The 25184-nt window shown below is 53.1% G+C and carries 18 protein-coding genes and 1 pseudogene; 7 read left to right on the top strand and 12 right to left on the bottom strand.

Annotated features, from left to right (window positions below):
- Positions 1-33: 33 nt before the first annotated feature.
- The 4 genes from ACS18Q_RS21280 to ACS18Q_RS21295 all read right to left on the bottom strand — a co-directional run bounded on the left by ACS18Q_RS21280 (position 34) and on the right by ACS18Q_RS21295 (position 4618).
- Positions 34-1041 carry an ABC transporter substrate-binding protein gene (locus tag ACS18Q_RS21280; RefSeq protein WP_158164672.1) on the bottom strand — a complete coding sequence of 336 codons (1008 nt, stop codon included), beginning with the start codon at positions 1039-1041 and terminating at the stop codon, positions 34-36.
- Entirely contained in the window at positions 1038-3149 is a 2112-nt protein-coding gene (locus tag ACS18Q_RS21285; protein WP_143679646.1) for an MFS transporter, read from the bottom strand. Before ACS18Q_RS21285 ends, ACS18Q_RS21280 begins: the two co-directional genes overlap by 4 nt.
- Complete coding sequence (locus ACS18Q_RS21290; RefSeq protein ID WP_014257737.1) at positions 3146-3952, bottom strand: hypothetical protein; 807 nt, start codon at positions 3950-3952, stop codon at positions 3146-3148. The genes ACS18Q_RS21285 and ACS18Q_RS21290 overlap by 4 nt, the downstream gene beginning before the upstream one ends.
- A gap of 384 nt (positions 3953-4336) precedes the next feature.
- A complete protein-coding gene (locus ACS18Q_RS21295; RefSeq protein ID WP_004727560.1) occupies positions 4337-4618 on the bottom strand; it encodes a pyrimidine/purine nucleoside phosphorylase in 282 nt (93 codons plus the stop codon).
- A gap of 440 nt (positions 4619-5058) precedes the next feature.
- Here ACS18Q_RS21295 and ACS18Q_RS21300 point away from each other — a divergent pair, with 440 nt between their 5' ends.
- Positions 5059-5553 carry a DUF2850 domain-containing protein gene (locus tag ACS18Q_RS21300; RefSeq protein ID WP_014257738.1) on the top strand — a complete coding sequence of 165 codons (495 nt, stop codon included), beginning with the start codon at positions 5059-5061 and terminating at the stop codon, positions 5551-5553.
- A gap of 17 nt (positions 5554-5570) precedes the next feature.
- Here the strand turns inward: ACS18Q_RS21300 and ACS18Q_RS21305 are convergent, their stop codons facing one another.
- Together ACS18Q_RS21305 and ACS18Q_RS21310 are read right to left on the bottom strand one after the other, a co-directional pair.
- Positions 5571-6938: a TrkH family potassium uptake protein gene (locus ACS18Q_RS21305; RefSeq protein ID WP_004727558.1), complete on the bottom strand. Its 1368-nt coding sequence runs from the start codon at positions 6936-6938 to the stop codon at positions 5571-5573.
- Positions 6935-7597 carry a potassium channel family protein gene (locus ACS18Q_RS21310; protein WP_004727557.1) on the bottom strand — a complete coding sequence of 221 codons (663 nt, stop codon included), beginning with the start codon at positions 7595-7597 and terminating at the stop codon, positions 6935-6937. The genes ACS18Q_RS21305 and ACS18Q_RS21310 overlap by 4 nt, the downstream gene beginning before the upstream one ends.
- A gap of 205 nt (positions 7598-7802) precedes the next feature.
- Between ACS18Q_RS21310 and ACS18Q_RS21315 the strand changes: the two genes are divergently transcribed.
- A complete protein-coding gene (locus ACS18Q_RS21315) occupies positions 7803-8903 on the top strand; it encodes a mechanosensitive ion channel family protein (RefSeq protein ID WP_154179532.1) in 1101 nt (366 codons plus the stop codon).
- A 63-nt stretch (positions 8904-8966) separates the two neighbouring features.
- On the opposite strand, the gene ACS18Q_RS21320 is transcribed toward ACS18Q_RS21315, so the two are convergent.
- The 3 genes from ACS18Q_RS21320 to ACS18Q_RS21330 form a co-directional block, all read right to left on the bottom strand.
- Positions 8967-10211 (bottom strand): MDR family MFS transporter, encoded by a 1245-nt coding sequence (locus ACS18Q_RS21320; protein ID WP_004727555.1) that lies wholly within the window; start codon positions 10209-10211, stop codon positions 8967-8969.
- A 250-nt stretch (positions 10212-10461) separates the two neighbouring features.
- Positions 10462-12090: a methyl-accepting chemotaxis protein gene (locus ACS18Q_RS21325; protein WP_041943240.1), complete on the bottom strand. Its 1629-nt coding sequence runs from the start codon at positions 12088-12090 to the stop codon at positions 10462-10464.
- Between the two features lie 258 nt (positions 12091-12348).
- Positions 12349-14709 carry a Lon protease family protein gene (locus ACS18Q_RS21330; RefSeq protein ID WP_004727553.1) on the bottom strand — a complete coding sequence of 787 codons (2361 nt, stop codon included), beginning with the start codon at positions 14707-14709 and terminating at the stop codon, positions 12349-12351.
- A 234-nt stretch (positions 14710-14943) separates the two neighbouring features.
- Here ACS18Q_RS21330 and ACS18Q_RS21335 point away from each other — a divergent pair, with 234 nt between their 5' ends.
- On the top strand, positions 14944-15438 hold the full coding sequence (locus tag ACS18Q_RS21335) for a hypothetical protein (protein WP_432581948.1): 495 nt from the start codon (positions 14944-14946) through the stop codon (positions 15436-15438).
- Between the two features lie 12 nt (positions 15439-15450).
- The gene (locus tag ACS18Q_RS21340; RefSeq protein WP_441257840.1) at positions 15451-17070 is read left to right on the top strand and encodes an ABC transporter ATP-binding protein; all 1620 of its coding nucleotides are present in this window, start codon (positions 15451-15453) and stop codon (positions 17068-17070) included.
- Positions 17071-17233: 163 nt separating this feature from the next.
- On the opposite strand, the gene ACS18Q_RS21345 is transcribed toward ACS18Q_RS21340, so the two are convergent.
- Both ACS18Q_RS21345 and ACS18Q_RS21350 read right to left on the bottom strand, forming a co-directional pair.
- Positions 17234-18133, bottom strand: a complete 900-nt coding sequence (locus tag ACS18Q_RS21345) for a LysR family transcriptional regulator (protein WP_100267941.1) — start codon at positions 18131-18133, stop codon at positions 17234-17236.
- A gap of 167 nt (positions 18134-18300) precedes the next feature.
- Positions 18301-18378: pseudogene (locus ACS18Q_RS21350) on the bottom strand (deoxyribodipyrimidine photolyase); the annotation flags it as partial.
- A 4-nt stretch (positions 18379-18382) separates the two neighbouring features.
- On the opposite strand from ACS18Q_RS21350, the gene ACS18Q_RS21355 reads away from it, so the two are divergent.
- From ACS18Q_RS21355 to ACS18Q_RS21365, 3 genes are all read left to right on the top strand, one after another.
- A complete protein-coding gene (locus ACS18Q_RS21355; RefSeq protein WP_441257841.1) occupies positions 18383-20032 on the top strand; it encodes an L-lactate permease in 1650 nt (549 codons plus the stop codon).
- A 114-nt stretch (positions 20033-20146) separates the two neighbouring features.
- Positions 20147-21283, top strand: a complete 1137-nt coding sequence (gene lldD, locus ACS18Q_RS21360) for an FMN-dependent L-lactate dehydrogenase LldD (RefSeq protein ID WP_004727548.1) — start codon at positions 20147-20149, stop codon at positions 21281-21283.
- 56 nt (positions 21284-21339) lie between these two features.
- Positions 21340-24198 carry an FAD-binding and (Fe-S)-binding domain-containing protein gene (locus tag ACS18Q_RS21365; RefSeq protein WP_441257842.1) on the top strand — a complete coding sequence of 953 codons (2859 nt, stop codon included), beginning with the start codon at positions 21340-21342 and terminating at the stop codon, positions 24196-24198.
- Positions 24199-24284: 86 nt separating this feature from the next.
- Here ACS18Q_RS21365 and ppsR read toward each other — a convergent pair whose 3' ends face one another.
- The gene (ppsR, locus tag ACS18Q_RS21370; RefSeq protein ID WP_441257843.1) at positions 24285-25118 is read right to left on the bottom strand and encodes a posphoenolpyruvate synthetase regulatory kinase/phosphorylase PpsR; all 834 of its coding nucleotides are present in this window, start codon (positions 25116-25118) and stop codon (positions 24285-24287) included.
- Positions 25119-25184 lie beyond the last annotated feature (66 nt).

Here is a 25184-nt window from a genome sequence, read left to right on the forward strand (position 1 = left end):
CGCCTCTTAATGCCGTGTCTTTGCGGTCAGTCATCATTGCGCCTGCTCCTGCTGCACATTGACCAGATCGGCAAATCGCAGTAGCTGAATGGGCGGAAACAGTGACATCTTGCGGGCAACATCCATATTGATGGTGATGGCGTAGTTGCTCAGTTCAGCAATCGGTAAATCACCGGGCTTGGCATCATCAAACAAAATCTTGCTCGCTTGGTTGGCGGCCAACTGCCCCACACGGTAATACTTGTTGGACACCGAAATCAGCGCCGACGAATTGGTCACCATCGAGTCATACGCGCTCGCGACGGGCAAACCGTATTTCATCGCGGCTTGTGTAAAACGGTCGCTGTTCGCCAAGTTGTACGAGCTGGATCCGACGTACACAACGTCGACACCCTGCTCGGCAAGGTGCTGCATTTTTTCGTCAAACTGATTCGGTAGTGGCTTGCCCGCTTTATCGAGCGCATAGGTCTCGGTATACACCGCAAAGCCCATCGATTCTGAAAGCTGCTTGAGCTCCTGCGTGTTCAGTACAGAGTTCAGCTCCGCCGTCGAATAGACCACGCCGACTTTGGTCACCGGGAAATATTCACGCATGGCACGAATCTGAGTGTCTTCGCTGATGCGGTTGCGAATGCCCGCTACCGTTGGGCGACCCGTTTTATCGGCGGCGGCACTGATGTCTGCGCCGACCGGGTCAGCGACAACCATAAACATCACTGGAATATCGCCCAGCTTGGTTTGTTCGCCGAGTTCAGCACGTGTGCCGATCATGGCTTTGCTCACGCTGGTGCCCCAGGTCACCACTAAATCCGGCGACATGGCTTTGGCTTCATCCAGAAAGCCCGCCAGTTTGCTGGTGTCGCGCTGCGCATCGCGCACAATGACATCCACCGGCAAGCCATTATTTTTTAGGTAATCCTGAAAGCCCTGACACGACTCTTCGCATCCGCGCCACACCGTCATCAGTACCGTTTTGTGTTCTTCAGCCGCCAGCGTTTGTGCACAAACCAACAGCAACAGACCCGAAAGAATAGATTTCATAGTTCGGCCTCCATGCCACGGCGGCGAGCAGGCATATTGAGGAAAAGAATCATCATCACACCGCAGAAAATAATGCCGCACCCCACAATCGCCATCGCAGCGCCAAAGTCATACATCGCCAGCAACGAAGCGACGATCACCGGGCCAAGCACACTACCGATACGTTCCGCGGTGCGCAGCACGCCCAGCACTTCCGTGCGGCCAACTTCAGGTGTGTCTTCCGACGCTTCCAGCGCACACGCGATGAGTGGTGCTTTCAAAATGGAGTGCGCAATCCCCATCAGTGTCACCGCCATCAGCATTTTGATGATGGACGCTTCGCCATAGAGCGACACCAGAATGCCACCCGACAAAATGGTACCGAGCACGATCAGTTCACGCATCTTCTTGGTGCGATCAGCAATGCCGGACGCAATCGGGCTGAGCGGAATGATCACCAAAGAGTAAATCATCATGATGCGGCCAATTTCAGACTGGCTGGCATCGAGTGACACCAGATACAGCGGCACGGTGAAGTAAAGGAAACCGGTCAGGACAATTTTGGCGGGAATCGCGCAGCACACGGTCACGGCCACAAAGCGGGCGTTTTTGGCCAACAGTTTGATACTGCCTTTCTTTGCGCCCTGCTTTTTGCCATCGTTGACGCTGCCCGAGAACATACGCCACGCCAGCAGACCAGCAAACGCGGCCAGTGCAGCAGAAATCAGGAACACCGGTTGATAACCAATGCGGTCCGCAATGATGCCGCCCAGCGCCGTGCCACACATGGTGGCGGTCATCAGCACGCCGACAAAGATAGACATGCCTTTGGCGCGGTTTTCTGAAGTGACCACCGCAGCGATGTAGCTCTGACAACTGATGGTGATCACCGCGTAACCGAACGCGGTCACGCCGCGCGCCATCACGATGTCCATACTGTTGGTCGCAAAGGCGCAGCCAAAGTAGCCACCAATCGCCGGGATCAATCCCAACAGGAACAAGCGTTTCTGGCCCCAACGATCCACCCACTTCGCGGCGAAAGGCGTACACGCAGCGATCACTAGCATGAAGACCGAAATCGGTAGGCCCAGCATCACATCTTTGGAGATCCAAGAAGAAGGCTCATAGAATTCTTCCACGAACAGCGGCATGAATGATTTTTGCAGCTCTTCGGCAAACGAAAACACAAACAGCGGAATTCGCGCATCGACAATGTCGCCTTTGCGCATGCCCAATCGGCTTTGCAAGCGAAAACGTTCTGCAATCGATTTAAGACGGTTTTGCAGCTCTAGCGCACTTTCGCTGTTGAGCAACCCAAACAGGCGGCTGAAGCGGCTTTGCAGTTCACGTGAATCCTGATTGAGGCGGTCAGCAAATGTGCCGATGGTGCCGTGAGTCGCCACATTCTCATTGACGGAGAAGTCTCCTTTCACCTGGCGCTTAAGGATCGATTCGGACTCTTCCAGCGGGCCGGAGATGTAGAACATCACCACCACCATGACGACTTCGAAACAGACCAGCAGCACGGCCACCAGCACAATAGCGATATCAAAGAAAATATCCGTCAGTTGCGACTGTACGTAAGTTGCGCTCAGGCCGACATACACGCGGCCAGCGGTTTGACCCGACGTATCAATATCAAGGCGAAACACATCACTTTGCGGTGAGTTGCCCAGAAACGACGATTCAAACAGCAGTGGCAGCTCTTTCACCACCACGCTCAAACGATCGAGTAGTGACGCGCCGAGATACTGAGTCGATGATTTTTCAAACGTCTTGTCGTCGGCCAGATCCAAATTGGACACTTCGCCCGCTTTGTAGAGCACGGTGTCGCCCTGAGTCACGGCAACAAACGTCAGCTCCGGGTACTTATCCAATGAATCTTTCAGGTAGGCATCCATCCCGCGAATCTGATCAAACGGCACGCCCGCATCCACCGCCGTGGTCAGATCATCATGCACGCTCTGCGCAATGGCATTGGCTTTTTTCAGCAGCTCAGGTTTCACCGAAAAGTTGAATTCCACCAGCGTGTAAACCGCGCTCAGTCCCGAGGCAATAAAGGCGCTCAGAATCGTAATCAGAATCAGACGGCGGTTAATAAAACTGGCCATACTTTTGGCTTTGTTCATGAACGCACCTCAGTGTTTTGCGTCGATGGCTGACTGACCGTCAGGTCCTGAAGTTTTTCCAGCTCTTCCGACACCAGTGACTTCATCTTTTCGCTTTGCTTAATTTGTTCGGCCAGACTTTGGGTCATCTGACCTTGCGGAATGTGGTCGAGGCGTTGTTGATCGCCGGTTGAATAGCCGTGTATCAACTTGATGACGTTGGTGACATCCCCAAAGCCAAGACGAATGATGAAAAACACCAGCAACGACGCGAGCAGGAAAATCACCACGGTGGCTTCTAGCAGATGCAAACGCACCAACGCATACACGCCAAACAGCGCAGATTTGTCGTACACGATGACGATGCTGCCGGCGAACGTGCCAAAGCTGTCGTAAATTTGCAGGCCACTGTAGAGCTCGGAATCATCGCTCAGCGTCCACCTTGGTTCACTGGATTTGAGGGCGCGGCGAACCACATCTTCTGGTAGGGTCTGCACCGGGCTGTTGTCAGCGTAAGATTGCACCAAGGGTTGACCGTGCTGATCAATCAAGGCCACCGCGACCACATTCGGTTCGCGAATTCGGGCTTGGTCGATTTGTTGTTTGAGGTTTTTGGCGGATTGATAAGGAATGCCGAGACGTTCGACCCGTTCCACCGAATTGGCGAGTGAGGAGGAGATCACTTCCAGTTTTGAAGACACCACGTGCGACATCAGGCTGTCGAACTTCATGTAGTTCATCAAGTACAGCAAACTGAGTACGGACAGCAAGATCACCCAAACGGTAATCACCAACCGCAGATGCACTTCAAAGAAAGCTCTCATAAATACAGTTACCCAACCAATACTTCATGTTCGAATGATTCACATGCGAGATACTAGATTGGGAATTTGCATAAATTGTGCAGCTTGTGATTTTTCTCACCTAGAGTGAACTCAGATCACAAAAATATATCTATTTTGCTGATTTATTAATCGTTAATTAGCATATTCTTATTCAGATAAATCTAAATCGATTAAATTTAACTAGCTCATATATAAGGGAATTTTAATATAGAAAGGTCATTTGACTGTTCAAGCGAAATAACGCCATCACGAGACAAAAAATGAATGATTTATTGGGCCTGTTCGCCACCCCCGCGCAATAAAAAAGGCCACACCTGCGTGTGACCTTTTCATTCATCCGTCGACGAAGCGCCAACGCAATACTTAAAGATATTCGCACAAGTACGCGGTCGAGACCGCCACTTGGAGATCAAACGACGAGTTGCCTTCCACTTCAAATGCTTCGCCTGAGTTGAACGTCACCCAATCGGCGTCTGTTGTACGTTTGATGGTGAGCGCGCCTTTCACGACCGTCATGCGCTCTGCTGCGCCCGTACCGAAGGTGTATTCACCCGGCGCCATCACGCCAACCGTGATGTCATTATTATTCTGCTGAAAACCCAAAGACTTCACGTTGCCTTCGAAATAGCTGTTCTCTTTAATCATTGTTCTTCCTTGTTGAATTGAATGCATGCCGTGCGCAGCCAGCGCACGGATGCTCTGTTTTTAACTCAAGAACGTCGTCGACACAAGGTTTAGCTGCCGCTTTCTTTGACTCTTTTCATTGAGGGCGTCACGCGCCATCTTGACCTATATTTTGTGGCACGGACATCACCCGAGGCGTCCATTGATAGAAAGCTCAATTCTTGAAGCAAGATCATACTTTGCTGACCACGAATTGCGTTCTGTTTGCGCCGACGCCAAGCTATTTCACGCTTATTTTGCGATAATTTTTCGGCAGAGCAGCGCATGTGGCTTGACGTGATTTCCGGGCTGAACATTGATTCGGGGCACCCCGCCCAAACGATGTACACGCGCACAGGACGATGCTTTCAATTCAACCTCCCCATCGACAGGAGGAGAGCCGGGAACAGGAGTAAACCAAGGTGGCGACAGGGAAGAAACGAACGCGAACGGATGCCGACAGCACCCGACCGCCCATCGTCTCGAAAGAGACCGTATTCAAGACCGTGTTTTGGAGCGGTTTAACGCTGCTCGCCTGTGGCTTTGGCGCGCTGCTCCTGTTCAGCTACAAGGATTACGTCGACCCCAAACATGTGCATGGTTCATGGATTGAAATTGGCGCGCCCAGCTACCAGACCGAAGTGCTGACGTTCGATGAACGCGGCGTGTTTCGCAACAACCGCTTGGTGAGCACCAATTTTGATTACAACGGCAAAAATATCGAAGTCGAGACCGGCCTGGGCATCACCATTTACCAAGTCACCGGCACCATGAAATCGCCGCAACTGAAACGCATCGAGCCCAGCAGCCCCATTCAACGCTTTGTTAAACAGGGCTATGAAGACACCATCACCGACAGCGAGGGCAACGCCGGGCAAACGCGCCGAGCGGCACTCTCAGCGCATTTCAACGATTGAGACGAAGCGCCTCAGATTTAGCCCGTCAGCACATTATCTTCCGGATATTTCAGCAGCGTCGCTTGTGGCCTTGCCAACATGTACGCCAAGGTCAGCGGCCCAATCCGCCCAATGATCATCACCACAATCATGATGTATTTACCCGGCTCTGACAGCTGCGCGCTAAGGCCCGCCGTCAGTCCCACGGTGGCAAACGCCGAAATGGTTTCAAACAGCACCGCTTCAAAACTGGCTTGTTCCGTCAACATCAACAGGAACATCGCGATGGTCAATAGCGCGCCACTGACCACGATGATCGCCAGCGCTTTGGTGACGGTCGGCCAGTTGATGGTGCGCTTAAACATCACCACGTGTTTCTTCTGACGCAAGAAGGTCCAAGTCGCCAAAAACGCCACGGTAAACGTCGAGACTTTGATCCCGCCCCCGGTTGATGTCGAACCCGCGCCAATCAGCATCAGAATAATCATGATCAGCAGCGCCGGTTGGCTCATCTGCGCAATGTCGACGCTGTTAAACCCAGCCGTCCGCGCTGTGGCCGATTGGAAGAAAGCCGACAGCCATTGCTGCCACAGCGGCAAAGGTTGCATGGTGTGCGGATTATTGTGTTCTAAGCACCAGAAGAACAAGGTGCCGATCAGCAACAGCACCGGCGTCGCCACCAACATCAACTTGGTATGCAAGCTGAAATAGCGCCAGCCCGAGCGCCAATGTGCCCACACATCACCCACCACCGTAAAACCGAGGCCGCCGAAGATAAATAGCCCGGCGAGGGTCAATAGAATGGTTGGATCATCGGCATAGCTGATCATGCTGTCAGAGAACAACGAGAATCCCGCGTTATTGAATGCAGAAACCGCATGGAACAGCGCACTAAACAGCCCCTGCGACCAGCCCAATTCCGGCACCCACCGAAACGACAGAATCGCCCAGCCGATGCCTTCGGCAATCAGCGCAAAAATGATGATGCGTTTGACCAACTTTTGCAGGTTGACCGCGCGGTCTTGCCCCAAAGCATCTTTGGCGATCGCTTGTTGTTTGAGGCTCAGACGCACCCCAAACATGTAGAGCAGCACCGCCGACAAGGTCATTTGGCCAAGGCCACCGATTTGCATCAACAGCAGCAACAAAATCTGACCGTGAATAGTGAAATGGGTGCCAGTGTCGACCACGCCCAAGCCCGTCACACTGATGGCAGAGGTTGCGGTAAATAAGGCATCGGTAAAGCTGAGTCCGGATTTTGAAAATACGGGCAGGGTCAACAGCACAGCCGCCGGCAGCAACACCGACAAAAAGCTGACCAGAATGATCTTGGGTTCTGAACCGTTGTTGCTGTTTTTGTCTTTATCCAGCGCGTAGAAAATACCGCTGCGTTCAAGCGGGTTCATAAGGTTTTCAACTGCTTAGTCAGCGTTTGTTGCGGGCCGACAACAATCAACATATCACCAATTTCAAGCACGGTATCAAGCGACGGTGCTTTGGTGACTTCCGGGCCACGTTTAAAGCCCAGCACTTGCACGCCCGCTTCCTGACAAATGGGCATTTCGGCAATTTGTTTGCCCATCATGCGCGAGCCGATCACCACTTCCGTTAACGCCAAGCCGCTGCCCAGTTCAATGAATTCCAGCACGCGGCGATCGAGCATTTTACGCGCCACGCGAATCCCCATGTCCCGTTCCGGCATGATGACGTGGTCGGCGCCGACCTTGTGCAGAATCTTGACGTGGAACTTATCGTTGGCCTTCACCCACACCGATTTCGCGCCCGACTCTTTCACCACCAAAGTAGCGAGAATCGATGAGTTGATGTCTTCGCCAATCGCGACCATCACCATGTCGTAATCTTTCAGTTTCAGCTCAAACACCGTTTCTTCAATGGTGCAGTTGGCCACAATCGCTTGCGTGGCGTAATTCATCGCCGCTTTGACTTTCTCTTCATCGACATCCACCGCGAGCACTTGCGCCCCTGCTTCCGTCAGCTCCTGACACACGGACAAACCAAAACGACCTAAACCAATGACTGCGAACTGCTTATCACGAATTTTCATTACGTTGCCTTTATTACCCTACTGACAATAACAATACTGAGCCTTGCAGCGTTCAAGCGCTGCGTATCCAAATCATGTGCTCTCCATTTTATATACCAAACGCGTATGGGATGGAAACGTCACAGTGACGCCATCTATAGAGAATCCCTGCATTTTCTGGTAGTTTGGGCAACAAAATTCACCGACTGAATAGTGCAACCATCCGATGAGCATTGACGATTTAATTCTTCGCTTTCAGGCATCGCCTTATTTAAAAGACTGGGACAACAGTGTGCTGTTTATCACCCTTGCCAGCTTTGTGGCTTGGGGCGTATGGCGACTGGCTTACCGCTATTTGTTTAACCTGACCGAAAAGACCTCATTCCATTGGGATGACGTGGTCCTGCACGCCCTCAAAACGCCCATCAGTACCTTGATCTGGTGTTGGCCGGGCACCATTTCTCTGGGCTTGCTGCTCGATGATCACTTCCAAACCAAATTTAACTGGCTGCAAAACACCAAGAAATTGATGTTGATTGCCATCTTCGTGTGGATTCTGCTGCGCCTGGTGGGTGAAATTGAGCACTACATCCTCAGGCAGCGCAAACGCGATGAGACCACCGTGCAGGCCGTCTCCAAAGTGACACGCATGTTGATCATCATCACCGCAATTTTGTCGGTGATGCAGGCATTTGGACTCAGTTTAAAAGGGTTGCTGACCTTTGGTGGGGTCGGTGGTCTGGTGGTCGGTTTGGCGGCCAAAGATCTGCTGTCGAACTTCTTTGGTGGCTTGATGATTTACTTCGATCGCCCATTTAAAGTCGGCGATTGGATTCGTTCACCGGATCGCCAAATTGAAGGCACCGTTGAACGCATCGGCTGGCGCATGACCATCATTCGAACGTTTGATAAACGCCCGCTGTATGTCCCGAACTCAGTATTCAGCAACATCGTGGTAGAAAACCCGTCGCGCATGCAAAACCGTCGCATTCACGAAACCATTGGCCTGCGTTATCAAGACGCAAACAAGATGGAAACCGTGATCAACGAAGTGCGCGAGATGTTGAAAAATCACCCAGACATCGATGCACATCAAACCCTGATCGTGAACTTTAACGCGTTTGGGCCATCGTCACTGGATTTCTTCATCTATACCTTCACCAAAACCGTGAACTGGATTCGTTACCACGAAGTGAAGCAAGATGTGCTGTTGCAAATCATGACCATCATTCAAAACAATGGCGCGGATGTCGCCTTCCCAACTCGCACCTTGATTATCGATCCGGCCAGCGCCGGTGATGTGCCGGCCCCATCGGTGCAGCCTTAATCCCGCGCGTCCACCGACAAAAAAACCGCCCACGTGGCGGTTTTTTTGTCGAGTAATTTGCGGTTAGTTTTGCACCGCCACGTCGCGCTGCACGGGATCGTCTTGATGTTCGGCCAGCCAGTAGAGCCAGATCATCACCAAACACAAGCCAATGCACACGCCAAATAACCAATTCGGATTGAGCGATTCAATCACCACACCGCCAATCAGCGGTGCAATGGCAAAGCCCAACGAATACAGCGCAGCAGCACCAAAATAGGAACCCCGCAGATGCGCGGGCGCCATGCGGTCGATTTGCACATTGAGGGTCGGAAACGCAATCACTTCGCCCATGCTCAGCACAAATCCGGCAATGTACCAGCCATACGGCCAGTCAGACGGTGTCAGCAAAAAGCCGACCTGAGCCAACATCATCAGCACCATGCCGATACGCGTGCGCACAAACAGCGGCACATGTTCCAGCCACTTGAGGGTTGGGAACTGAAAGATGATGATGGTCAGCGTATTCACCAACACCAAACTGGCGACCAATTGCGCGGCATCGGACACGCTGGAGCGTACGATCACCTGCGGAATGGACGACTCCATCTGCGCGTAGACAAACATCATGATGAAGTTAGCAATCATCATTTTGACGAAAATGCTGTCTTTGCCAATCACGCGCAGCGTGCGGCCAAAGTTCGGCAACAGCGAGGGATCGGGTTTGACATGGTGACCTTTGCGTTCAATCGCCATCAGGAGCCACACCGCGTAAATCAGGTAGGTAATGCCCGTGGCGATAAACAGCACCTGCGGGTGGGCCAAGCCCAGCGTGATCCCAATCAGCGGGCCAATCGCGCCGCCAAGGTTGAGCAGGAAGTAACGCACATTCATCGCCAATTCGCGATCTTTGAGGTTACTCAGGTTATCGCCCAGCACCGCTTTTGCTGGTGCCTCAATCATCGGCCGCATCAAACCGGCCAAAATCACCAAGACGTAAAAGTGCCAAATCTGATTCGCGACACCAATGCCGGTATAAGCCAAAGAAGCAATCAACGCCCCCGCCACCATCACCCATTTGCGACCAAACTTATCCGACAGATAACCCGAATAAAGCCCGGTGATCGCACCGACGACGGCTGAACTGGCAAGCATGGTGCCCACTTCCACCGCCGTCGCTCCATAATCCTGATAGAGAAACACAATCAAAAACGGCCACGCCATAAAAAAACTGGTGCGCGCAAACAGGGTGCCGGCCAAGACGGTCCAGACTGAAAAATTAAAACGTTGTATCCTCTGCCACTCAAACAAACTCTCTGGTTTTTCCATGCATTCTCCTCGCTCCCACTGACGTTATTTTTGCGCGACAATTGTCACACTTTTCGCTGTTTTATCGCCAATATAGTGAGGAAATGTAAAGAAAGATAGTGATATGTGGCATTGAATTCATAACAAAACGGAATAAGAAGAATGGTTCATAAAACCTAATTGATACAGCTAGTTAGATCCTCTTCGGTGCAAATAAAAAGCCGCACAATACAAGGTATTGCACGGCTTCGCTTGTTGATTTCCAGAATATTTACAGTGTAAAGAAGGAAAGCTGCTCTTTTTGCTTTTCGGCCAAACGGGACAGCTCGGTACTCGCGCTGGCACTCTGGCTGATCCCGGTGACATTTTGCTGCACCAGCTCCGACATATTGACCACGTTGCGGTTGATGTCTTGCGTCACTTGCGATTGTTCTTCAGCAGCAGTGGCCACTTGCGCGTTGGTGTCATTGATGGCCGAGACAGATTCGGTAATCCCAACCAGTGCATCGTTGGCTCGCAGCGCCAGTTCATTGTTACGATTGAGCATCGCCAAGCTGGTTTGCATGCTTTCGTTGGCGAGCACCGATTGACCTTGCAGTTCCTCAATGATGGCTTGAATCTCTTCCGTCGATGCCTGCGTGCGCGCGGCCAGCATGCGCACTTCATCGGCGACCACCGCAAATCCACGGCCAGATTCGCCTGCGCGCGCCGCTTCAATTGCCGCATTCAGCGCCAATAGGTTGGTTTGGTCAGACACGCCGCGAATCACTTCAATCACGTTGCTGATTTGTTCCGACTGCTCTTTCAAACGCTGCACCACTTGCGCCGCATCGTTAAGTGCCACCGACATCTGCTCGCTGGCTTGACCACTTTCCAAAAAGATCGACAAGCCCGATTGCGCCAAGCCATCCGCTTCGCGCGCCGTTGCATCGGCAGAGGTCGCGTTGTCGCTGACGTTGTTGGCGGTGCTCGCCAGTTCGTTCACCGCCGAAGCCACTTGCTCGATTTCCATCAGCTCTTGCTGCGCGTTGCTTTCGGCCTGCGTCATGACAGCCGCCAGTTCCGTCGCCGCCGAGGCCACGTCTTCACTGATGCGCGTCAGTTGATCGACCGTGGCATGCAACTGCGCTGCGGTTTGGTTGACGTCTTTGTTTAAACGCGCAATTTCGTTGTTGCCGCTCGCATCAGCACGCACCGACAAATCGCCTTGCGCCAGTTTGCGCATCACCGTTTGCAAACGCTGAATCGGTGCCACAATCGCTCCCGACAGCAACCAAGCGGCGCCCAGCGACACCACCAAGACCGACAACACACTCCACATCGCGTTTTGCATGACGACATCACTGTCTTTCGCGCTTTGTTGCATGGATTGAGTCGCGTAGTGATTGACCTTTTGTGACAGGTTATTAATGGCTTCCACCATGCGGTTTCCCACCACACGGTATTCTGCGATGAATTGGCGGTACTCCTGTTCGCTGACTAAACCAGCATCACGACGGGTAAAAAACGCCACCGCACGCTGCGACATTTCTACATAATCGACGATGCGCTGCTGCACGCGTTCAATTTCTTCATCATATAGCTTTTGTTTTTGCATCGCTTCCAGGGTGTCGTCTACCGTTTTCAAGCCGCTGGTGAGCTCTTGCAGAAACACGTCACGACGAGCGGGGTCGTAAATCGCATACACCGCACTAATGCGCAGCGGGTAAATGGTGTCATCCACTTGCGCCAGCGTGTCTTTGTACTGCACTAAGGTCTGCGTGTTCGCCTCGACGGATTCTTGTTCTTGAACCAAGTTCGATTTGGTGATCCAGAGTGCGATGAGCAACACCACCGTGAGAAAAGCCACGGGTAATAAAATCTGAACGCGTATTGATATGTTTTTCAATGAAACCTGCATGGTACAACCTCACAATAAAAAGTATGCGTCCATGCAGCGGGCGTTCGCCCAAAAGAGTGTATTCGGCGCGGAGAGTAGGCAAAGATGATATTCATGTCCAGTATTAATTTGCACACGAATCATACTGTTAACAAGGTAAACGTTTGGCCTATGACAACGCTGACAATGATGAAACAATCATGACAATTTATGAAAGAATGTATAAAAAACGGCCACCCCTTGGGGTGGCCGTTTCAGCAGGTGATAACAATCATCCGTTTACTTGCGCAGTGCGTTCAGTTTCGCTTGCGCCAACCCAAAGATGGTATCGACTGGGTAGCTGCCGTCATCCGTTGCCACCCCTGCCGATTTACCGGTCAGGATTTCAATCGCTTCGGTGACATGGTCAATCGTCCAAATGTGGAACTCTCCTTTTTCCACCGCTTTCACCACATCCGCCCGCAGCATCAAGTTGTGGCGGTTGGAGCGCGGAATGATCACCCCTTGAGTGTTGTGGCGACCTTTGATGCCACACACATCGAAGAAGCCTTCAATCTTCTCGTTCACCCCACCGATCGGCTGAGATTCGCCAAACTGGTTCATGGAGCCAGTGATGGCGATGTCTTGGCGGTTGGGCTGTTTGGAGAATGCCGACACAATGGCACAGAATTCAGCCATGCTGGCACTGTCGCCGTCCACGCCGCCGTACGATTGCTCAAACGTGATGGTCGTGGTCAGTGGCACGCGTGCGGTGCGACCAAACACTGAACTCAAATACGCCGACAGAATCATCACCCCTTTGGAGTGAATGCTGCCGCCCAGATCCACGCTGCGTTCGATGTCGATGATGTCACCGTCGCCGTACGATGTGGTGGCGGTGATTCGGTTGGGCACCCCAAAAGCGTGATCGCTGGTCGCCAGTACCGACAATGCGTTCACTTGACCAATCGCCATGCCTTCGGTTTCCATCAACGTGGTGCCGTTGACGAAGCTTTCCATCACGCCTTCTTGCAAGCGATTGACGCGCATTTCTTGATTCTGCAACGCTTCATCCACGTGGTTCTGACGAATCATGTTGGAGTTCGCCTGACGCGCCACGTAGTTGGATTCGCGCAGCAAGTTGGCGATGTGCGCCGAGTGCAGTGACAGCTTGTTCTGATCGCCGGTGATGCGTGAGCTGTGCTCGATGATGCGCGCAATTGCTTTGCGGTCACAATGCAACATGCTGTTGTCGTGCACAATGCTGGAAATAAAGCGCGCGTAATGTAGCTCGGTATCTGGCGTGCGCTTCATTTCATCTTCGAAATCGGCGGTCACGCGGAACAGCTCCCCAAACTCTGGATCGTAATGCGTCAGCAGCTCGTAGGTGCGGTAATCGCCAAACAGGATGATTTTCACATCAAGTGGGATCGGTTCTGGGTCGAGCGACACGGTGCCCGTCAGTGTCACTTCTTTTTCCAACGAGGTGAAACTGAGCTGGCGCGAACGCAGGGCGCGTTTCAGGCCATCCCACACATAGGGTTGTTCCAGCACTTTGACCGCGTCCATCAGCAGCACGCCACCGTTGGCTTTGTGCAAACTACCGGCACGAATCAGTGAGAAATCCGTAAACACGGTGCCTTTGTAGGTGGCGGTTTCGATGTAACCAAACAGCGAGTGGTAGTTCGGGTTCTCTTCCACCACAATCGGAAAATCTTCTTTGGTGCGACTCACCAGCACGTTCACTTTGTAACGGCGTGGCAGCTTTTTATCCAACGCCGCACTGGCCAATTCACCTTGCTCACCGGTTTCATCCAAAAAGATTTCGACGTTTTCGACGATGTCTTTTTGCAGATCGGTCAGATAGGTTTTGACCTCCGCGTACTTGGAATAATCCTGCTTTAACTGTTTGATAAAGTGGCCGATCACATCCAGCGTCACGTCGTCATTCAGCTTTTTAATCTTTTCACTGTATGACTCTTCCCACTCCGTCAACTGGCGCACCATATTGCGCAGTGCCACTTCCAACTCATCGATGGTTTGGCTGAACTGCTCTTGCTCTTTTTTGCTCAGTGCATCAAAGGTTTCTTCGGTGTGCAGCTCTTCCCCGTTCATGGCAACAAACTGGTAATCGCCTTGGGTGGTGATCGTCAGGCTGATGCTGCGCTCTTTGGCTTTGCGGGTAATCTCTTCCAGCTCATCTTGCTGTTTTTGCGCCAGTTGATTTTTCAGCTTTTCAGCGCGAGAGAAGTAGAGCTCATTGTCAAACGCCAGTGGAATCGCGTTCATCAATTTGACCATCAGTTTTTCAATGTCCTGACGGAACGCTTGCCCGACGCCACACGGCAGCTTCAGCACGCGTGGCACACGAATATCATCAAAATTCGCCACATAGCACCAATCGAACAAATCGATGGGGCCGTGTTTATGACGGCTGAGGTAGCGCAAAATCATGGTGCGTTTCCCCAAACCATTCCGCCCGATGGCGTAAATGTTGTAACCTTTTTCCTTGATGGACATGGCGAACTCGACCGCTTTTTGCGCGCGTTCCTGGCCAACGATTTCATCAATGGGAGCCAATTCTTTGGTCGACTTACACGGCAGTTGCTCAAGCTCTGCGACGTGGTAGAGCTGCGCTGCGTTCAATTGTTGAATCGTCATACTCCCCTCCTTCGGTGTTTATACTTCTTGTTTTGTAGCCTAAGTGTAGATGTAAAGCATTGACTTTTTAGTGACTTAGACTGGATTCGCGCTCAATCGAACAAATAACAATCAATTTCACCGCCAAACGAGCGTTCCTCGCCAATCACTCGCCTCAATTTAAAAATGACAATCATTTGCAATTGATAGTTATTTGCATTTAAATATTCTTCATCATTGCACAGGAGGCGGACGATGAATCTGCAACAATGTTGGACCACCTATCTACAGGCGGAAAAATTGCTCGAACAGGGCCATTGGCCACAGGCTCACTATCTGTTTGACGATGTGCTGCATCATCTGCCGCACCACATTCAGCATGCGACGCACGACGAGAACACCAAGCCGTGCCAAATGAGCTGCCTGATCGCCGGATTGCGTGACGCCGCCGTCGCGCAGTCGGAAATTCTCAACAACATGGGGCAATATCAGCGCGCGTTTGAGGTGCTCAATCAAGCCTATGCGTTGCTGCAATTCATGTCGATTGAAGAGTTGGATTTGGTGGCCGCCGTCTCTCCCGTGCTGGAAAAACACAGTCATGATTTGCTGCGTCACATTGGCGCGTTCTGCCTCGCGCAGCGCAATGCGTCGTGGCAATTGGAATATGAACAGGTTGAAAAAGCGCACCACTATTTCACCCAGCTAAAATCGTATCGCGAGCTACAAAGCCGCGTGCCCGTGATCAATTGATAAGGATGCACAATGTCACACTCCCCTCTGTTGCAGGTTCGACACCTGTCGGTCAGCTTTCAAACCAACGATGGCGTGGTTGAAGCAGTCAAAAACGTCAACTTTGAGCTGAATGTCGGCGAAACACTGGCGATTGTTGGCGAGTCCGGCAGCGGTAAGTCAGTCTCTACCAACGCATTGATGCAACTGCTGCCCAACAACGCGCGTCTCGATCCGCAATCCAGCATTCGCTTTGAAGGTGAAGAGCTGTTGGAAAAAAGCGAAGCGCACATGCAGCGCATTCGCGGCGATCGCATTGGGATGATTTTTCAAGAGCCGATGACCTCGCTCAATCCTTACCTGCGCGTGGGCATTCAAGTGGCAGAGGCGATGAGGTGTCACCGCAACGTGTCGATGGCTCAGGCCAAACAGCGCGTGTTGGAACTATTTGAACTGGTGCATTTACCCAATCCGCAGCAGGCGTACAGCAAGTATCCGCACGAATTTTCTGGCGGCCAATTGCAACGCATCATGATTGCGATGGCGCTGATCAACGAACCCGACATTCTGATCGCCGACGAACCCACCACCGCGCTGGATGTGACGGTACAGGCCGAAGTCCTCAAGCTCATCAAAGAAATTCAAGCCAAAATGGGCATGGCGATTTTGTTCATTACCCATGATTTGGGCGTGGTGCGTTATGTCGCCGACCGCGTGCTGGTGATGTGCAAAGGCGATGTGGTCGAAGAAGGTGACACCCAAGAGTTGTTTACCAACGCCAAGCACGACTACACCCGCATGCTGATTAACGCCATTCCCAAAGGCAGCAAAGATCCGGTGAGCGCGGATGCGCCCGCGCTGCTCAAAGCAAGCGACATTCGGGTCAAATTCCTCATCAAGCCGCATTTTATTGCCAGCCGGAATCAGTACTTTGAAGCGGTGAAAGGTATTTCACTCGAACTCAAACAGGGTGAAACGCTCGGCATTGTCGGCGAGTCCGGCAGCGGGAAATCGACACTGGGCCGCGCGCTGATTGGCCTGTTGCCATCAACGGGCGAGATTGAATTTAAAGGCATGGACTATCGCAAGCTGAGCGACGTGCAGCGATTGGCGCTGAAAAAAGACATTCAGATGGTGTTTCAGGACCCTTACGGATCGCTGTCACCGCGCATGACGGTTGGCGAGATCATCACCGAAGGATTGCTGGTCCATCAACCGCACATCAGCAAAGCGGAACGTCTGCAACGGGCACGCAAAGCACTGGAAGAAGTGCGTTTGGATGCCAGCGCGATCAACCGCTACCCGCACGAGTTTTCTGGCGGTCAGCGCCAACGCATTGCAATCGCACGCGCGCTGATCCTCGAACCGTCCTTCATTTTGCTCGACGAACCGACCTCGGCCCTCGACCGTTCAGTGCAGCTCACCGTGATTGACTTGCTCAAAGACATTCAACAGCGCCGCAACATCGGTTTTCTGTTCATCAGCCACGACCTCAGCGTGGTGAAAGCGCTGTCGGATCGCGTGATGGTGATGCAAAAAGGCGAAGTGATGGAACAAGGCAGCGCCGAAGACATTTTCCATCGTCCACAGCACGACTACACCAAGAAATTGATTGCCGCCTCGTTTGATGTGGATGAGGAAGTCGCCGCGTAATCAAACTGTCATCGACCCTTGCCATACTGGCGGAGTCAATCTCAGTGACATCGGTTTGGCCGCCGATCGAACATGCCGCACGGATGCGGCATTTTTCTTTTCTGGAACGGGCGCTCACAACGAACCGATCACAACAGATAATCACGAAAAGAGAACCAAAAGCTCAGAAATAGTGGGAAATGGCCAAGTAACGGACACGAATGTGCTCAATCAGCAAACGGACTTTGTTCGGCGGCTGGCGAGTAAACGGATACACCGCGTAGATGCCGAGTTTCTTGCCGACTTGCTCCGGGAAAATGTCCACCAGCTCACCATTGCGAAAATCGTGATACACCAAGCAGCGCGGCACGTAAGCAATGCCGTGACCACCCAGTGCCGCTTTACGCAGCGCCGTGGCGTTGTCCGTCGTGAAGGTGCCTGACACGCGCACAATGTAGTTGCCTTTGGCGCTTTTGAACTCCCAATCGGTCGCCCCCGTCGTTTGGTAGGCGTATTGCAGGCAGTTATGATTGACCAAATCTTCCGGCTTAATCGGTTTACCGTTACGCGCAATGTAAGATGGCGACGCGCACACCACCCATTGTGAATCGAGAATATGACGCGCAATCAGGCTGGAATCTTCGAGATAACCGGTGCGGATCACCAAATCAAAGCCGCCTTCCACCAAGTCAACGAAGCGGTTGTCGAGCGACATTTCCACCGTCAGCCCCGGATGCAGGTTACAAAATTCCGCCACCGCGTCAGCCAGAATCAAATCACCCGAGATGCTGGGCACCGACATGCGGATGTGACCGCTGACATTTTCGCCAAACCCCGCCACTGCATCCATCGCCTCCTGAGTGGCTTGCTTCACATTTTTCGCACTCGCCAGCAACGCCTTGCCCGCTTCGGTCAGGGTCAATTTACGCGTTGTTCGATATAATAGCTGAACGCCCAATTCCTCTTCCAATCGCGCCATTCTTTTACTAACTACCGAATTCGTAAGGTTATTTTGTTCAGCCACCTTACTAAAACTGCCCAGCTCTACCACCTGAGAAAACAGAATTAAGTCATCTGCACGCATTCGATTACGCCAATTTTGGAACTAATTATTTTCATTATTTCCCTATATCGCAAAAAAATAAAGGGGTACATTCACGCCGAATTAACAAACCCATCACAACTATAAAAATTTGTAACACCGAGCTCTAACGTCTTAACCCGTATCCTACATCACGTGTTAAGCCATCATTGATGGATGGAGAGTTCAAGGACGAGGAAGTATTCCATGAGCGACACTGTATTAGCATTGGTTGCGTTTTCACCGATTGTGGTGGCAGCCATTCTTCTGGTTGGCCTGAACTGGCCAGCGAAAAAAGCCATGCCGGTCGCGTTTGCGCTGACCGTGGCGATTGCTTTGACATTTTGGGACATGACGGCCAACCGCGTGTTGGCGTCCGTACTGCAAGGATTGGGGATCACCGTCACCGTACTGTGGATCGTGTTTGGGGCGATTTTCCTGCTCAACACACTGAAATACACCGGCGCGATTACCGTGATTCGCAATGGGTTTACCAACATTTCACCTGACCGCCGCATTCAGGCCATCATCATCGCTTGGTGTTTTGGCTCGTTCATCGAAGGCGCTTCCGGTTTCGGCACACCTGCAGCCATTGCAGCGCCTCTGCTGGTGGCCATCGGTTTTCCTGCGCTGGCAGCGGTGCTGATGGGCATGATGATTCAGTCGACGCCAGTTTCATTTGGCGCGGTGGGCACCCCGATTCTGGTTGGGGTGAACAAAGGGCTGGATACACACAACATCACCGAAGCGCTGGTGGCACACGGCTCAAACTGGGACGCGTACCTGCAGCAGATCACCGCCAGTGTGGCGCTCATCCACGCCAGCGTCGGCACCTTGATGCCCGTGTTGATGGCGATGATGCTGACCCGTTTCTTTGGCAAAAACCGCAGCTGGACCGAAGGTTTGAACATTCTGCCATTCGCGCTATTTGCCGGCCTCGCGTTCACCATTCCTTACGCACTGACGGGCGTGCTACTGGGCCCTGAATTCCCCTCACTGGTGGGTGGTTTGTTCGGCCTGACGATTGTGGTCACCGCAGCGAAAAAAGGCTTTTTGGTGCCAAAACAGAACTGGGATTTCCGCCCAGAAAGCGAATGGCCAGCGGAATGGCTCGGCTCGCTAAAAATGGATCTCGATGACATCAAAGGCAAACCGATGGGCCTCGCGCTGGCGTGGCTACCGTATGTGCTGCTGGCGGTGATTCTGGTGCTGAGCCGCGTGAGTGCGGATTTCAAAGGCCTGCTGCTGAGCGTGAATTTGGCGTTCAACAACATTCTCGGCGAAGTGGGTGTGAGCGCCTCGATTGCACCGCTCTATTTGCCGGGCGGGATTTTGGTCTTCGCCGCTCTGCTGGCCGTCTTGCTGCAAGCGCGCAGCCTCAAACCGATGGGGCAAGCGCTGGGCGAATCGACCAAAACCCTGATTGGCGCCGGTTTCGTGTTGGTGTTCACCATTCCCATGGTGCGTATCTTCATCAACTCAGGCGTGAATATGTCGGATCTGGCAAGCATGCCGGTGACGACTGCGAACTTTGCCGCAGGATTGGTGGGCGATGCGTTCCCCGCACTAAGCGCGACCGTTGGGGCCTTGGGCGCCTTCATCGCAGGCTCCAACACCATTTCAAACATGATGTTCAGCCAGTTCCAGTTTGAAGTGGCACAAACCTTGGGCGTATCGAGTGTCATCGTCATCGCACTGCAAGCGGTGGGCGCGGCAGCCGGTAACATGATTGCCATTCACAACGTGGTGGCGGCATCGGCCACAGTCGGCCTGCTGGGTCGTGAAGGTGCGACACTGCGCAAAACCATCATTCCAACTTTCTACTACCTTGTAGTAACAGGATTAATTGGTCTGGCCGTGATCTACGGTTTCCACATGACCGACGCATTAATGAACGTTTAAGTCAACGAGACCCCGCCAACCCGACGCTGCACAGTCAGCCTTCATCAGCAGCGTTTCGGTTCACGGGCATAAGCAGGCATCTGACCTGCACGAGCTAACATTAGGAATGTATCTATGATTATTTCGGCATCCACCGATTACCGCGCTGCGGCGAAAGCCAAACTGCCTCCGTTTCTGTTTCACTACATCGATGGCGGCTCCTACAGTGAACATACGTTGCGCCGCAACACCGACGACCTGTCTGACATCGCGCTGCGCCAACGTGTGCTCAACGACATGTCACAGCTTGATCTGTCGACCGAACTGTTTGGTGAATCGCTGGCGATGCCGATTGCCCTCGCGCCAGTTGGCCTGACCGGCATGTACGCCCGCCGCGGCGAAGTGCAGGCTGCCACCGCCGCCAGTAACAAAGGCATTCCGTTTACGCTCTCCACCGTCTCGGTGTGTCCGATTGAAGAAGTGGCACCGGCGATTGACCGCCCGATGTGGTTTCAACTGTATGTACTCAAAGATCGCGGCTTTATGAAAAACGTACTGGAACGCGCTAAAGCCGCTGGCGTGACCACATTGGTGTTTACGGTGGATATGCCAGTGCCGGGCGCACGCTATCGTGACATGCATTCCGGCATGAGTGGCCCGAACGCGGCCGCGCGCCGCGTGATGCAGGCCATGACGCACCCAAGCTGGGCGTGGGATGTGGGTCTGCTGGGCAAACCGCACGATCTGGGCAACATCTCCACCTATCGCGGCACCCCCACCAAACTGGAAGATTACATCGGCTGGCTGGGCACAAACTTCGACCCGTCGATTTCATGGAAAGATCTGGAATGGATTCGCGATTTCTGGGACGGCCCGATGGTGATCAAAGGCATTCTGGATACCGAAGATGCCAAAGATGCGGTACGTTTTGGTGCTGATGGAATCGTGGTCTCGAACCACGGCGGCCGTCAGCTCGACGGCGTCCTGTCGACTGCACGAGCGCTGCCAGACATCGCGGATGCGGTGAAAGGCGACCTGAAGATTCTGGTCGACTCCGGCATCCGCACGGGCCTCGATGTGGTGCGCATGCTGGCACTGGGCGCCGACTGTACGCTCCTCGGCCGCGCCTTTGTTTACGCACTGGCCGCCCAAGGACAGGCCGGCGTAGAAAACCTGCTCGACTTGTTTGAAAAAGAGATGCGAGTCGCCATGACGCTGACCGGCGCTAAAACCATTCAAGACCTGTCGCGTGAATCGCTGGTCAACGGATAACCCCCAAGAAGGCTTCGAAATTCCATTTTGAAGCCTTCTTTCCTAACACTGAAAGCATGACACTGGAAGCTATGATGAATCAGTCACCTACTGCCGAACATTATCGTCAATTAGAACAGAAACTGAGCAGCAAAATCGACCTGGAACGTATCGTGACTCAGGAGGCCAAGCGCCTCGCCTACGGCACCGACGCCAGTTTTTATCGTTTGGTTCCCAAAATCGTACTGCGCTTGAAATCACTCGACGAAGTGATTTTTGCCATTGAATGCTGCGGCGAACTCGGCATTCATTTCACCTTCCGCGCAGCAGGCACCAGCCTGTCGGGTCAGGCGGTATCCGATTCTGTGTTGATCACCCTGACCGACGATTGGCGTGGTCACCAAATCCTCGAAAATGGCGATAAAATTCTTCTCCAACCAGGCGTGATTGGCGCCGATGCCAACAAATACCTAGCTCCATTTCAGCGCAAAATCGGCCCGGATCCGGCGTCGATCAATACCTGTAAAATCGGCGGCATCGCGGCCAATAACGCCAGCGGCATGTGCTGCGGGACGGCGCAGAACTCGTATCGCACCGTCGACAGTATGAAAATCGTCTTCGCCGACGGGTTTGTGTTGGATACCCAAGACGCCGCCAGCGTGGAACACTTCAAGCAGCACAAAGCGCATCTGGTTACTGGCCTTGAAGCGCTGTGCGCTGAAACGCTCGCCAATCAAGCATTAACCGAGCGCATTCGTCACAAATACCGCCTGAAAAACACCACCGGCTACGCGCTCAATGCGCTGGTCGATTTCAGCGATCCGATTGAGGTGCTTGAGCACCTGATGATCGGCTCAGAAGGCACACTCGGCTTTATCGCCGAAATCACCTACAACACCGTCATTGAACACGCGCACAAAGCGTCGGCGCTGTTGGTGTTTGCCGATATTGAACAAGCCAGTCAAGCCGTGACGACGCTGTCAAAATCACCGGTCGCGGCGGTTGAAATGATGGATGGCCGCGCGATGCGCTCGGTGGCCGATAAAAAAGGCATGCCTGCGTTTATCGCCACATTGGATCTCGAAGCAGCCGCCCTGCTGATTGAATCCCACGCCAACAATCAAGCCACGCTGGATACGCAGTGCGACGCGATCATGCGCGCGCTCAGCGACTATCACATTCTCGAATCCGTGCCCTTTACCACCGACAGCCGCATGGTGGCAACATTATGGGGCATTCGCAAAGGCATGTTCCCGGCCGTGGGCGCCGTGCGCGAAGTCGGCACCACCGTCATCATTGAAGACGTGGCGTTTCCGGTTGAAGATCTCGCCGCTGGCGTGCGCGACCTTCAGGCACTGTTCGACAAATACGCCTACAACGAAGCGATCATTTTCGGCCATGCGCTGGAAGGTAACCTGCACTTTGTGTTCACGCAGGGCTTTGACAGCCAGCAAGAGATCGACCGCTACGGCGCCTTTATGGACGATGTTGCCGAACTGGTGGCGGTGAAGTATCAAGGCTCGCTGAAAGCGGAGCACGGCACCGGACGCAACATGGCACCGTATGTGGAGCTGGAATGGGGCAAAGACGGCTACGCGTTGATGCAAAAAATCAAAGCGCTGTTTGACCCGCGCGGCCTGCTCAACCCGGGCGTCATCATCAACCCCGATCCCCATTCGCACATCAGCAATCTCAAACCGATGCCGGCGGCCGATGATTTGGTCAACCGCTGCATCGAGTGTGGCTTCTGTGAACCGGTGTGTCCGTCGCGCACCTTAACGCTCTCTCCGCGTCAGCGCATTGTGCTGTTCCGTGAATTGCAGCGCCACATTGCCGCGGGTGAAAACGTGCAGGCGAGCGAACTTGAGCAAGTATTCGAGTATCAGGGGCTAGATACCTGCGCCGCGACCGGATTGTGTGCCGAGCGCTGCCCCGTGGGCATCAACACCGGCGATCTGGTGAAGAAACTGCGCACCGCTAAATATCAGAAATTCACCCCGATTGCGCGCTGGACGGCCGAGCACTTCTCCGCCACCACCGCCATTGCGCGCAGCGGACTGAAAGCGAACCAACTGGCAACCAAGGTGCTGGGTAAGAAAACCGTCGGCAACCTGACCAACGGCCTGCGCAATCTGACCCAAGGCAAAACGCCGCTGTGGATGCCGGAGATGCCACAGGCCAACACCCATCAACTTGAACTCGCCGCCGAGAATCTGCCGCGCCGTGAGAAAAAAGTGGTCTATCTGCCGTCGTGTGCCAGCCGCAATATGGGCCAGCAAAATGACGCGCAGGATCAGCGCCCACTGACCGAGGTGACTTTATCACTGCTCAATAAAGCGGGCTTTGAGGTGATTCTGCCGAGCGAACTCAGCAGCCAATGCTGCGGCATGCCCTACGACAGCAAAGGCATGACCGAACTGGCGCAAAACAAAGCCCAGCAACTGGAAGCGGCGTTATGGGAAGCGAGCCATCACGGCGACTATCCGGTGCTGATGGATACCAGCCCGTGCGCCAAACGCAGCATGGAGCAGTTCACCAAACCGCTGGAAATTCTCGAACCAACGGGTTTTGTCAGTAAGTATCTGTTGGATCACCTAGCAATCACGCCGAAACAGGAAACCGTGATGCTGCACATCACCTGTAGTTCGCGTCGCATGGGGCTGGAAAGCGAGATGCTCAAACTGGCGCAGGCGTGCGTGACTAACGTGGTGGTGCCAGAGCACATTCAGTGCTGCGGTTGGGCGGGCGACAAAGGCTTTACCACCCCAGAGCTGAACGCGGCGGCGGTACATCCATTGAAAGAGCAAGTGCCGTCAGCCTGTTCGCGCGGCTTTAGTAACAGTCGCACGTGTGAAATTGGCTTGTCGCATCACAGCGGTATTCCGTACCAGTCGATTCTGTATTTAGTCGATGAAGTGGCGCGCCCGGTTAATTAAAGTGGTTCACGAATACCACTTGGCTGAGCGCTGAAAAAACAGGGAGCCGAGGCGCCCTGTTGATGGATTGAAATGGGGCGTTAACGTCAGAATAAGCGCCGTTTCAGCCCGGCTTTTTCGAGAATACGAGTGGAGATCTCTTCCACCGACAACGATGAAGTGTTGATGTACGGAATCGCTTCGCGGCGAAACAGCGCTTCGACTGTGGCGAGTTCCGTCTGACACTGCTCGGTGCTGGCGTAATCACTGCCCGATAGACGGTTTTCGCGAATTTCGGTCAAGCGCTCCGGGTCAATGGTGAGGCCAAACAGCTTGTGACGGTGAATTTCAAATTCCGGCAGCAGTTTAAGCGCGCGAATGTCGTCAGCAATAAACGGATAGTTCACCACGCGCAGGCCAAACTGCATCGCCATGTACAAACTGGTTGGGGTTTTGCCACTGCGCGACACGCCAAGCAGAACCACATCAGCCTGATCGAGGCCTTTGGTGGAGATGCCGTCATCGTGCGCCAGGGTGTATTCAATCGCGGCGATGCGGTCAAAGTAGGTGTTGGAATCTTTGCCGACACTGCGCGAACGTTGCAGTTTGGGCGTCGGCTCCATCTGAATGTCATCTTTGACGCGCTGAACAATGCTTTCCAGCACGTCATAACAGTGCGCGGGGGCATTCAGCAGACGCGAGCGAAACTCAGGAATGACGATGGAGAAGAACACCAACGGGCGAACGCCGTTGCGCTGAAATGAGTGCTCGATCTGTTTGATGAGGTCGCTCAGTTTGTCGTCGGTTTCGACAAACGGGAAGGTCTTTTCGTTCGGCACAAAAGAAAACTGGCCGAGAACGACGTGACCTAATGTTTCACATGTAATCGCGGTTCCATCCGAAACGTAGAATACATCACGGCTTTGACAATCTATTTCCATTTTCGTTTAAACATTCAAATAAATTTTATTACGATGGTTTACATAATACCGATAATAAAACCCGGC

This window comes from Vibrio sp. Vf1514, assembly GCF_052076135.1.
GTDB classification, from domain to species: domain Bacteria; phylum Pseudomonadota; class Gammaproteobacteria; order Enterobacterales; family Vibrionaceae; genus Vibrio; species Vibrio furnissii.

Bases quoted from the DNA above. Each gene is read 5' to 3' on its own strand.
- ACS18Q_RS21280 (WP_158164672.1), bottom strand. From the start codon at position 1,041: ATGAAATCTATTCTTTCGGGTCTGTTGCTGTTGGTTTGTGCACAAACG.
- ACS18Q_RS21285 (WP_143679646.1), bottom strand. From the start codon at position 3,149: ATGAACAAAGCCAAAAGTATGGCCAGTTTTATTAACCGCCGTCTGATT.
- ACS18Q_RS21290 (WP_014257737.1), bottom strand. From the start codon at position 3,952: ATGAGAGCTTTCTTTGAAGTGCATCTGCGGTTGGTGATTACCGTTTGG.
- ACS18Q_RS21295 (WP_004727560.1), bottom strand. From the start codon at position 4,618: ATGATTAAAGAGAACAGCTATTTCGAAGGCAACGTGAAGTCTTTGGGT.
- ACS18Q_RS21305 (WP_004727558.1), bottom strand. From the start codon at position 6,938: ATGAACCCGCTTGAACGCAGCGGTATTTTCTACGCGCTGGATAAAGAC.
- ACS18Q_RS21310 (WP_004727557.1), bottom strand. From the start codon at position 7,597: ATGAAAATTCGTGATAAGCAGTTCGCAGTCATTGGTTTAGGTCGTTTT.
- ACS18Q_RS21315 (WP_154179532.1), top strand. From the start codon at position 7,803: ATGAGCATTGACGATTTAATTCTTCGCTTTCAGGCATCGCCTTATTTA.
- ACS18Q_RS21320 (WP_004727555.1), bottom strand. From the start codon at position 10,211: ATGGAAAAACCAGAGAGTTTGTTTGAGTGGCAGAGGATACAACGTTTT.
- ACS18Q_RS21325 (WP_041943240.1), bottom strand. From the start codon at position 12,090: ATGCAGGTTTCATTGAAAAACATATCAATACGCGTTCAGATTTTATTA.
- ACS18Q_RS21330 (WP_004727553.1), bottom strand. From the start codon at position 14,709: ATGACGATTCAACAATTGAACGCAGCGCAGCTCTACCACGTCGCAGAG.
- ACS18Q_RS21335 (WP_432581948.1), top strand. From the start codon at position 14,944: ATGAATCTGCAACAATGTTGGACCACCTATCTACAGGCGGAAAAATTG.
- ACS18Q_RS21340 (WP_441257840.1), top strand. From the start codon at position 15,451: ATGTCACACTCCCCTCTGTTGCAGGTTCGACACCTGTCGGTCAGCTTT.
- ACS18Q_RS21345 (WP_100267941.1), bottom strand. From the start codon at position 18,133: ATGCGTGCAGATGACTTAATTCTGTTTTCTCAGGTGGTAGAGCTGGGC.
- lldD (WP_004727548.1), top strand. From the start codon at position 20,147: ATGATTATTTCGGCATCCACCGATTACCGCGCTGCGGCGAAAGCCAAA.
- ACS18Q_RS21365 (WP_441257842.1), top strand. From the start codon at position 21,340: ATGACACTGGAAGCTATGATGAATCAGTCACCTACTGCCGAACATTAT.
- ppsR (WP_441257843.1), bottom strand. From the start codon at position 25,118: ATGGAAATAGATTGTCAAAGCCGTGATGTATTCTACGTTTCGGATGGA.